Annotated in this window: 5 protein-coding genes; 4 read left to right on the top strand and 1 reads right to left on the bottom strand. The window is 70.0% G+C overall.

Annotated features, from left to right (window positions below):
- Positions 1–1,110: MFS transporter (locus AC6EI8_RS21560; RefSeq protein ID WP_498382831.1), on the bottom strand; the 1,110-nt coding region annotated here is incomplete at its 3' end.
- A gap of 311 nt (positions 1,111–1,421) precedes the next feature.
- Between AC6EI8_RS21560 and AC6EI8_RS21555 the strand changes: the two genes are divergently transcribed.
- From AC6EI8_RS21555 to AC6EI8_RS21540, 4 genes are all read left to right on the top strand, one after another.
- The gene (locus AC6EI8_RS21555; RefSeq protein WP_498382830.1) at positions 1,422–3,080 is read left to right on the top strand and encodes a RecQ family ATP-dependent DNA helicase; all 1,659 of its coding nucleotides are present in this window, start codon (positions 1,422–1,424) and stop codon (positions 3,078–3,080) included.
- 161 nt (positions 3,081–3,241) lie between these two features.
- Positions 3,242–4,537: an efflux RND transporter periplasmic adaptor subunit gene (locus AC6EI8_RS21550; protein WP_498382829.1), complete on the top strand. Its 1,296-nt coding sequence runs from the start codon at positions 3,242–3,244 to the stop codon at positions 4,535–4,537.
- 13 nt (positions 4,538–4,550) lie between these two features.
- The gene (locus AC6EI8_RS21545; protein WP_498382828.1) at positions 4,551–7,712 is read left to right on the top strand and encodes an efflux RND transporter permease subunit; all 3,162 of its coding nucleotides are present in this window, start codon (positions 4,551–4,553) and stop codon (positions 7,710–7,712) included.
- A 192-nt stretch (positions 7,713–7,904) separates the two neighbouring features.
- On the top strand, positions 7,905–8,291 hold the full coding sequence (locus AC6EI8_RS21540) for a hypothetical protein (protein ID WP_498382827.1): 387 nt from the start codon (positions 7,905–7,907) through the stop codon (positions 8,289–8,291).
- The last annotated feature ends 234 nt before the right edge of the window (positions 8,292–8,525 follow it).

The following is an 8,525-nucleotide window of genomic DNA, read 5'->3' as shown; positions in this document are numbered from 1 at the left end:
GAGGCCGGCGGCCAGGCCCAGCGATACGCCGACCTGCCAGGCCAGCGTGTACGAGCCGAGCGCGTCGAACAGCAGACCGCCGCCGAAGGCGCCGACGAAGCTGCCGATCTGGTGGCTGAAGAACGCCACGCCGCCCAGCATGGCCTGCCAGCGCAGGCCGAAAGTCTCCGCGATCCAGCCCGCCACCAGCGGCGCCACGCCCAGCCACAGGAAGCCCATCACCGCGGCGAACACCAGCGTGCTCTCGGGCGTCGGTGCCGACGAGAAGTACCAGGTCAGCGCCAGCGAGCGCACCGTGTAGATGCCGCCGAGCAGCAGCAGCTTGTTGACGCGGCCGCCGGCCCAGCCGAAGAACAGGCTGCCCAGCACGTTGAAGCCGCCGATCACGCCGAGCGCCTGCGCGCTGAGCATCGCGTCCATGCCGCAGACATCGAGATAGGACGGCAGATGCGTGGTCAGGAAGACCAGCTGCATGCCGCAGACGAAGTACGCCAGCGCCATCACCAGGAAGGGCGCATGGCGCAGCGCGGTGCCCAGCGCCTGGCGTGCGTTCTGCTCGATCCCGGTGGTCGACACCGGCGCGGGCAGCCGGTCCACACGGCCGGCGAACCACGCGGCCGGCAGCATCGCCAGCGCCAGCACGACGAAGGCCGCCATGCCGACGCGCCAGCCGTAGCCCTGCGCGACGACCTGCCCGATCGGCGCGGCGATCAGCGCGCCCAGCGACCCGGCGGCCGACACGATGCCGAGCACCGTGCTGCGCAGCGTCGGCGAGATCGGACGGGCGGCGACCGCCATCGCGATCGCGCTGCCGGTGCAGGCCATCGAGGCGCCGATCGCGACGCCGGCGCCCAGCGTGACGCCGATCATCCCCTCCGCCCCGGCGAGCAGGGCCAGCCCCAGCACATACAGCGTGGCGCCGCTCATCATCAGCGGGCGAAAGCCGACCCGCACCGCCCACGCGCCGGCGATCGGCTGCAGCAGTCCCCAGGCGAGGTTCTGCACCGCGATCGCCACGGTGAAGTCCGATACCGAGATGCCGATGTCGCGCGTCAGCGGCGGCATGAAGATGCCCAGGCTCTGGCGCAGGCCCATGGCCAGGCTCAACATCACGGAAGCGCCGATCAGGATCGGCAGGGCGGGACGCAGTTCGCTGAGCAGCGAGGGGTTCAGGCGGGAGGAAGGCACGGCGGGGCTGTCTCGGAGAGATTTGTCGTTATGGGTATGGGGGACTGCGGTGCCCGGAAGGGCTTGCGGCGCGGCGGCGCGAGGCGGCGTGCGGGGCATGTCCAGGGACGACCGAGCGTAAGTCCGTCCGTTTGGGGGTGTCAATTTTTCTCAAAGACGGACCGCTGCGGCCGCATCGTGGAACGCGCGCGGCAGGGAGGGCGCGGCACGGAAATTGCAGCGGCCGCTCCGACATGACGACCTCGCTGCCCGATTCCATCCGGCGCCTGCTGCGCGAACGCTTCGACATCCGGCGGCTGCGCCCCGGGCAGGCCGAAGTCATCGACAGCGTGCTCCAGGGCCACGACACGCTGGCGGTGATGCCCACCGGCAGCGGCAAGTCGCTGTGCTACCAGGTGCCGGCGATGTGCCTGGACGGCCTGACGGTGGTGGTCTCGCCGCTGATCTCGCTGATGCAGGACCAGGCCGAGAAGCTGGAAGGACTCGAGCTGGATCCGGCGGTGGTCAACAGCGCGGTCGGCGATGCCGCGGCCGATGCCGCGCTGGACAGCCTGGCCCGCCGCGACGAGCGGATCGTGCTGACCACGCCGGAGCAGCTGCAGGACCCCGAAGTCATCGCGTCGATCCAGCGCAATCGCGTCGCCTTGCTGGTCGTCGACGAGGCGCACTGCATCTCGCAGTGGGGCCATGATTTCCGTCCCGCGTATCTCGGCATTCCCGATGCGGTGCGCGCGCTCGGACGCCCGCCCGTGCTGGCGCTGACCGCGACCGCTACCGACGCGCTGATCCACGATATCGCCGCGCAGCTGGACCTGCAGTCGCTGTGCGTGGTCAAGGCCGGCCTGTACCGGCCCAATCTGATCTATGCGGTCCAGCATGTCGCCGGCGACGACGAGCGGCTGGCGCAGGTGCGCAGCCTGGTCGCGCGCGAGCCAGGCGCGGGCATCGTCTACACGGCCACGGTGCGGGAGGCCGAGCGGCTGCATGCCGGGCTCAAGGAGGCCGGGCAGGACGTGGCCCTCTATCACGGCCGCTGCACCGCCGTGCAGCGCCGCGACAGCCAGGCCGCCTTCATGGCCGGCGATTGCCGCGTGATGGTCGCCACCAACGCCTTTGGCATGGGCATCGACAAGCCCGATGTCCGCTTCATCGTCCATGCCCAGCTGCCCGGCAGCCTCGATGCCTATTACCAGGAGACCGGCCGTGCCGGGCGCGATGGCAAGCCGGCACGCTGCACGCTGCTGCACGACGAGCGCGACAAGCGCGTCCAGCAGTTCTTCCTGGCCAACCGCTATCCCGGCGCCGATACGCTCGAACAGATCGTCGCGGCGATGGGCGGCCGCCGCGATGCCGCCGCGCCGCTGTCGCTCGACGCGCTGCATCAGGCGTTGCCCAATGTGGCCCGGCGCAAGCTGCAGGTCGCGCTGACGATGCTGTGCGAGGCCGATATCGCGCGCCGCCACCAGGACGGCAGCTACAGCCGGCGGCCGGACAAGAACGATGCCGAGGCGGTGCGCAGCATCGCGGCGCAGTACGCCGAACGCAGCGACAAGGACCGCGCCACGCTCGAGGCCATGCTGCACTACGCTCGCAGCGGCCGCTGCCGCTGGGCGATGCTGCTGGAGTACTACGGCGAGCACGGCGGCCCGGAACGCTGCGGCACCTGCGACAGCTGCGTGCGGGCCGCCGAGGCCGCGCGCCATCCGGTCGAGCCGTTGCCCGAAACGAGAACCGGCGCCAGCGCGCCGCGTTTCGCCGAAGGGGACAAGGTGCGCGCCCGCCGTCATGGCGTCGGCACCGTGGTGGCGACCACGCGCGAACGCGTCGATGTGCGCTTCCCGGACGGCACGATCCGCCGCTTCGTGCCGCGCTATCTGAGGCGCGAGGCGTAGGCCGCCGCTCGTACGCGTGGCGGTCGCGGTCCTGTGGCGGCGCACGGAAGGCGCCTGAGCCGTGCCGGGCGATACATGACAAAACCGTCAGCCTGGCGCCAGCGGCTTGACCGGCAGCGACGGATAGCATCGGTGCCGCCCGATGTTCTCCGATTGCCGCCATGCCTGCCGACCCCGCCTTCGCCGCATCCCGTTCGCCTTCTTCACGGGCTTCTTCTTCTTGCAGGCTGCCAGCCACCGCGCCGCTGCTGCTGCCACTGCTGCTTGCGGCATTGACCCTGGCCGCCTGCGGCAAGGAGCAGGCCCCCGCCGCCGCCCGGACCCCCGAGGTCGCCTATGTCACGCTGCGGCACCAGCCGGTGGCGCTCAGCACCGAACTGCCCGGCCGTACCGTGGCCTACCGCGTCGCCGAGGTTCGGCCGCAGGTCGACGGCATCATTCTGAAGCGGCTGTTCAAGGAGGGCAGCGAGGTCCGGCAGGGCCAGCAGCTCTACCAGATCGATCCGTCCATCTACCAGGCAGCGCACGCCAGCGCGTCGGCGACGCTGGAGTCCGCGCGGCAGACCGCGCAGCGCTACGAGCGGCTGGCGCGCGATCGGGCGGTGAGCCAGCAGGAATACGAGCAGGCGCGAGCGGCCTGGCTGACGGCGCAGGCGGCGGTGGACCGCGCGGCGATCGACCTGCGCTACACCCGGGTGCTCGCGCCGATCTCGGGGCGCATCGGCCGCTCCTTCGCCAGCGAGGGCGCGCTCGCCACCAACGGCCAGGCCAACGCGCTGGCCACCGTGCAGCAGCTCGATCCGATCTATGTCGATGTCACGCAGCCGTCGTCCGCGCTGCTCGGGCTGCGGCGCGATCTCGCGGCCGGCCGCCTCGAAGCCGCGGGGGACAACGCCGCGCGCGTGCGCTTGATCCTCGAAGACGGCAGCGAGTACGCCGAGCCGGGCCGGCTCGAGTTTACCGAGGTGGGGGTGGACACCGGCACCGGCTCGGTGACCTTGCGCGCGGTGTTTCCCAATCCCCGCCACGAACTGCTGCCCGGCATGTTCGTGCGGGCGCGGATGCAGCAGGGCGTGCGGCCCGCCGCCATGCTGGCGCCGCAGCGCGGCGTCACGCGCGACGCGAAGGGGCAGGCCACCGCGCTGCTCGTCAATCAGAACGACGAGGTCGAGCTGCGCCGGATCGAGGCCGAACGCGTGATCGGCGACAACTGGCTGGTCAGCGGCGGCCTGCAGCCGGGCGAACGGCTGATCGTGGACGGAGTGCAATTCGTGCGGCCGGGCATGAAGGTGCGGCCGTTGCCGCTGACGGCGGCGGTGCCGGCCAATGCAGCCAACGTGGCCAACGCGGCGAACACAGCCAACACAGCCAACACGGCCAACACGGCCAACACGGCCAACGCGCCTGACGCAGCGAATGCGCCCACCGCGGCCAGCGCCGCCGTCTCGCAGCGTTGAACGGAGCGCCTCGATGTCCCGCTTCTTTATCGAACGCCCCATCTTCGCGTGGGTCATCGCGCTGGTGATCATGCTGGCGGGCGCGCTGTCGATCGGCGCGCTCCCCGTGAGCCAGTATCCGGCCATCGCGCCGCCGACCATCGCGATCCAGGTCAACTACCCTGGCGCGTCGGCGCAGACCGTGCAGGACACCGTGGTGCAGGTCATCGAGCAGCAGCTCAACGGCCTGGATCGCCTGCGCTACATCTCGTCCGAGAGCAACGGCGACGGCAACATGACCATCACCGTCACCTTCGAGCAGGGCACCAACCCGGACATCGCCCAGGTACAGGTCCAGAACAAGCTGCAGCTGGCCACGCCGCTGCTGCCGCAGGAGGTGCAGCAGCAGGGCATCCGCGTGACCAAGTCGGTGCGCAATTTCCTGATGATCGTCGGCGTGGTATCCAGCGACGGCAGCATGACGCGCGAGGACCTGGCCAACTACATCGTCTCGAACATCCAGGACCCGCTGTCGCGCACGCCGGGCGTGGGCGACTTCCAGGTATTCGGCGCGCAGTACGCGATGCGGATCTGGCTCGATCCGGCCAGGCTCACCGCCTACCAGCTGACGCCGTCGGACGTCAGGACCGCGATCCAGGCGCAGAACGTGCAGGTCGCGTCGGGACAGCTGGGCGGACTGCCGTCGGTCGCCGGCCAGCAGCTGAACGCGACCGTGGTTGGCAAGACGCGGCTGCAGACGCCCGAGCAGTTCCGCGAGATCCTGCTCAAGGTCAACGGCGACGGCTCGCAGGTCCGGCTCAAGGACGTGGCGGAAGTCGGCCTCGGCGGCCAGGACTACAACATTAATGCGCAGTACAACGGCCGCCCGGCCTCCGGCATCGCGATCCGCCTCGCCAGCGTCGCCAACGCGCTCGATACCGCCAAGGCGATCCGCGCGACGCTGGGCGAGCTCGAGCCGTTCTTCCCGCCGGGCATGCAGGTGGTCTATCCGTACGACACCACGCCGGTGATCTCGGCCTCGATCGAGGGCGTGGTGCGCACGCTGCTCGAGGCCGTGGTGCTGGTGTTCCTGGTGATGTATCTGTTCCTGCAGAACGTGCGTGCCACGCTGATTCCGACCATCGCGGTGCCGGTGGTGCTGCTGGGCACCTTCGGCGTGCTGGCGGCGTTCGGCTATTCGATCAATACGCTGACGATGTTCGGCATGGTGCTGGCGATCGGGCTGCTGGTCGACGATGCCATCGTGGTGGTCGAGAACGTCGAGCGGCTGATGGCCGAGGAAGGGCTGTCGCCGAAGGAAGCCGCGCGCCGCTCGATGGGACAGATCCAGGGCGCGCTGATCGGCATCGCGCTGGTGCTGTCGGCGGTGTTCCTGCCGATGGCGTTCTTCGGCGGCTCCACCGGCGTCATCTATCGGCAGTTCTCGATCACCATCGTGTCGGCGATGGTGCTGTCGGTGCTGGTCGCGCTGGTGCTGACGCCGGCGCTGTGCGCGACCATGCTGCGTCCGCTGCCGCAGCACGGGCAGGGAGACGGGAACGGGCACGGCGAGCCGAAACGCGGCCCGCTGGGCTGGTTCAATCGCGGCTTCGACGCGGCCACGCGCGGTTACGAACGCGGCGTGGTGGCGGTGCTCAAACGCCGCGGCCGCTACTTCGCCGTCTATCTGCTGATCCTCGCGCTGGCGGCGTGGATGTTCACGCGGATCCCGACCTCGTTCCTGCCCGACGAGGACCAGGGCGTGCTGTTCGCGCAGGTGCAGACGCCGCCCGGCGCGTCGGCGCAGCGCACGCAACAGGTACTGGACCGGCTGCGCGAATACCTGCTGCAGGAGGAGGGTGGCGTGGTGCAGTCGCTGTTCACCGTCAACGGCTTCAACTTCGCCGGCCGCGGCCAGAGCTCGGGCTTTGCGTTCGTGCTGCTCAAGCCGTGGCACGAACGCCTCGGCGAGGCGACCAGCGTGTTCGATCTTGCGCGGCGGGCGCAGGCGCGGTTCAGCGGCATGCGCGATGCGATGGCCTTCGCCTTCGTGCCGCCGGCCGTGATGGAGCTGGGCAATGCGACCGGCTTCGACGTCTATCTGCAGGACCGGGCCGGCGTCGGCAGAGCGGTGCTGATGCAGGCGCGCGACCGCTTCCTGCAGCTCGCCGCCCAGCGTCCGGAGCTGCAGCGGGTGCGGATGAACGGCCTGAACGACGAGCCGCAATACCGGCTGGAGATCGACGACGAGAAGGCGCGCGCGCTCGGCGTGTCGCTGGCCGAGATCAACAGCACGGTGTCGATCGCCTGGGGCTCCAGCTATGTCAACGACTTCATCGACCAGGGCCGCGTCAAGCGGGTCTATCTGCAGGGCAGGCCCGACGCGCGGATGAACCCCGACGATCTGGCCAAATGGTTCGTGCGCAACGACCGCGGCGCCATGGTGCCGTTCACCGCGTTTGCCAGCGGCAGCTGGGGCTACGGCTCGCCCAAGCTGCAGCGCTACAACGGCGTGGCGGCGATCCAGATCCTGGGCGAGCCGGCGCCCGGCCACAGCTCCGGCGAAGCGATGGCCGCGGTGGAGGCGATCATGGGGCAGATGCCGGCCGGCGTGGGCTACTCCTGGAGCGGGCTGTCGTACGAGGAGCGGCTGTCGGGCGCGCAGGCCCCGGCGCTGTACGCGCTGTCGCTGCTGGTCGTATTCCTGTGCCTGGCCGCGCTGTACGAGAGCTGGACGATCCCGTTCTCGGTGATGCTGATCGTGCCGCTCGGCATCGTCGGCGCGCTGGCGGCGACGCTGCTGCGCGGCCTGCCCAACGATGTGTTCTTCCAGGTCGGCCTGCTGACGACGATGGGGCTGTCGGCCAAGAACGCCATCCTGATCGTCGAGTTCGCCAAGGCGCTGCACGACCAGGGCAAGGGCATCGTCGAGGCCGCGATCGAGGCGAGCCGGATGCGGCTGCGGCCCATCGTGATGACCTCGCTGGCCTTCGTGCTCGGCGTGGTCCCGCTGGCCACGTCGGTCGGCGCGGGCTCGGGCAGCCAGCATGCGATCGGCACCGGCGTGATCGGCGGCATGATCACGGCGACGGTGCTGGCGATCTTCTGGGTGCCGCTGTTCTATGTCGCGGTGCACCGCTGGTTCGGCGGAAAGTACGGCCCACAGGCCGCCGAAGCCTCGACAAGGACCGCGTGAAGAACCTTACCGCCCGGGTATTTGTTACTCACGGGCCCGGGGGCCGATCGCGAGCCGATGCCGGCGGCACAAGCCTTCCTCCGGCCGCAGGCGCGTGCTGATGCAGTTTGCGGCCCCTGCTGCGCATGCGCCGCCGGCAATGGCAGGGTTCTTGCAGCTTGCCTGCAGGCATCGTGATGAATGGAGGGCACCATGGCACAGCAACCGCAAGGTGAGCAGGGCGGAAAGGGCGGCAGCGGCGGGGGTGGACAGAACGCCGGGCAGAATCCCGCCACCGATCCGGCGCAGCGTCCCGATCCCGAGGCCGCGAATACCGATGAGACCGTGCAGGCCGAGGAGCGCGCTGCGGGCGGCGCGTCGGGCGGCGCCTCGGGCGGCGTGTCCGGCAGCGGCAACACGCTGGGCGATGGCATGACCTCCGGCGGCGCGGAGAACGTCGAGGAGCGCAAGGTCCTCCAGCAAGGGGAGGACGGCCAGGACAGCCAGAACGACAACAAGGGAGACAAGGGCCAGCAGGGCCCCGTGAAGATCGCCGTCGCCGGCGACGAACACGGGGACGAGGACGCGACCAGCCAGTAGCAATGGATTGCCGCGGCGCACCGGCGCAGGTCCACGGCGCGATGGGTGCCGTGGACGGTTCGGCGCCGGTACGTCGGGCATCAACCGCTGAGCAAGCAGAGGAGCACCCGATGAAAACCACCTGGGTCCTGGTGGCCGACGAGGCCATCGCCCGTATTCTCGAAGGGCACAAGCCCGGCCAGGAACTGGCCTGCATCGATGAACTGACCGACGCCGGCGCGCATGCCGATGCCG

It is taken from the genome of Cupriavidus sp. R6-3 (assembly GCF_059772245.1).
This window is presented reverse-complemented; position numbering and strand designations above follow the sequence as displayed.

Bases quoted from the DNA above. Each gene is read 5' to 3' on its own strand.
- AC6EI8_RS21540 (WP_498382827.1), top strand. From the start codon at position 7,905: ATGGCACAGCAACCGCAAGGTGAGCAGGGCGGAAAGGGCGGCAGCGGC.
- AC6EI8_RS21545 (WP_498382828.1), top strand. From the start codon at position 4,551: ATGTCCCGCTTCTTTATCGAACGCCCCATCTTCGCGTGGGTCATCGCG.
- AC6EI8_RS21550 (WP_498382829.1), top strand. From the start codon at position 3,242: ATGCCTGCCGACCCCGCCTTCGCCGCATCCCGTTCGCCTTCTTCACGG.
- AC6EI8_RS21555 (WP_498382830.1), top strand. From the start codon at position 1,422: ATGACGACCTCGCTGCCCGATTCCATCCGGCGCCTGCTGCGCGAACGC.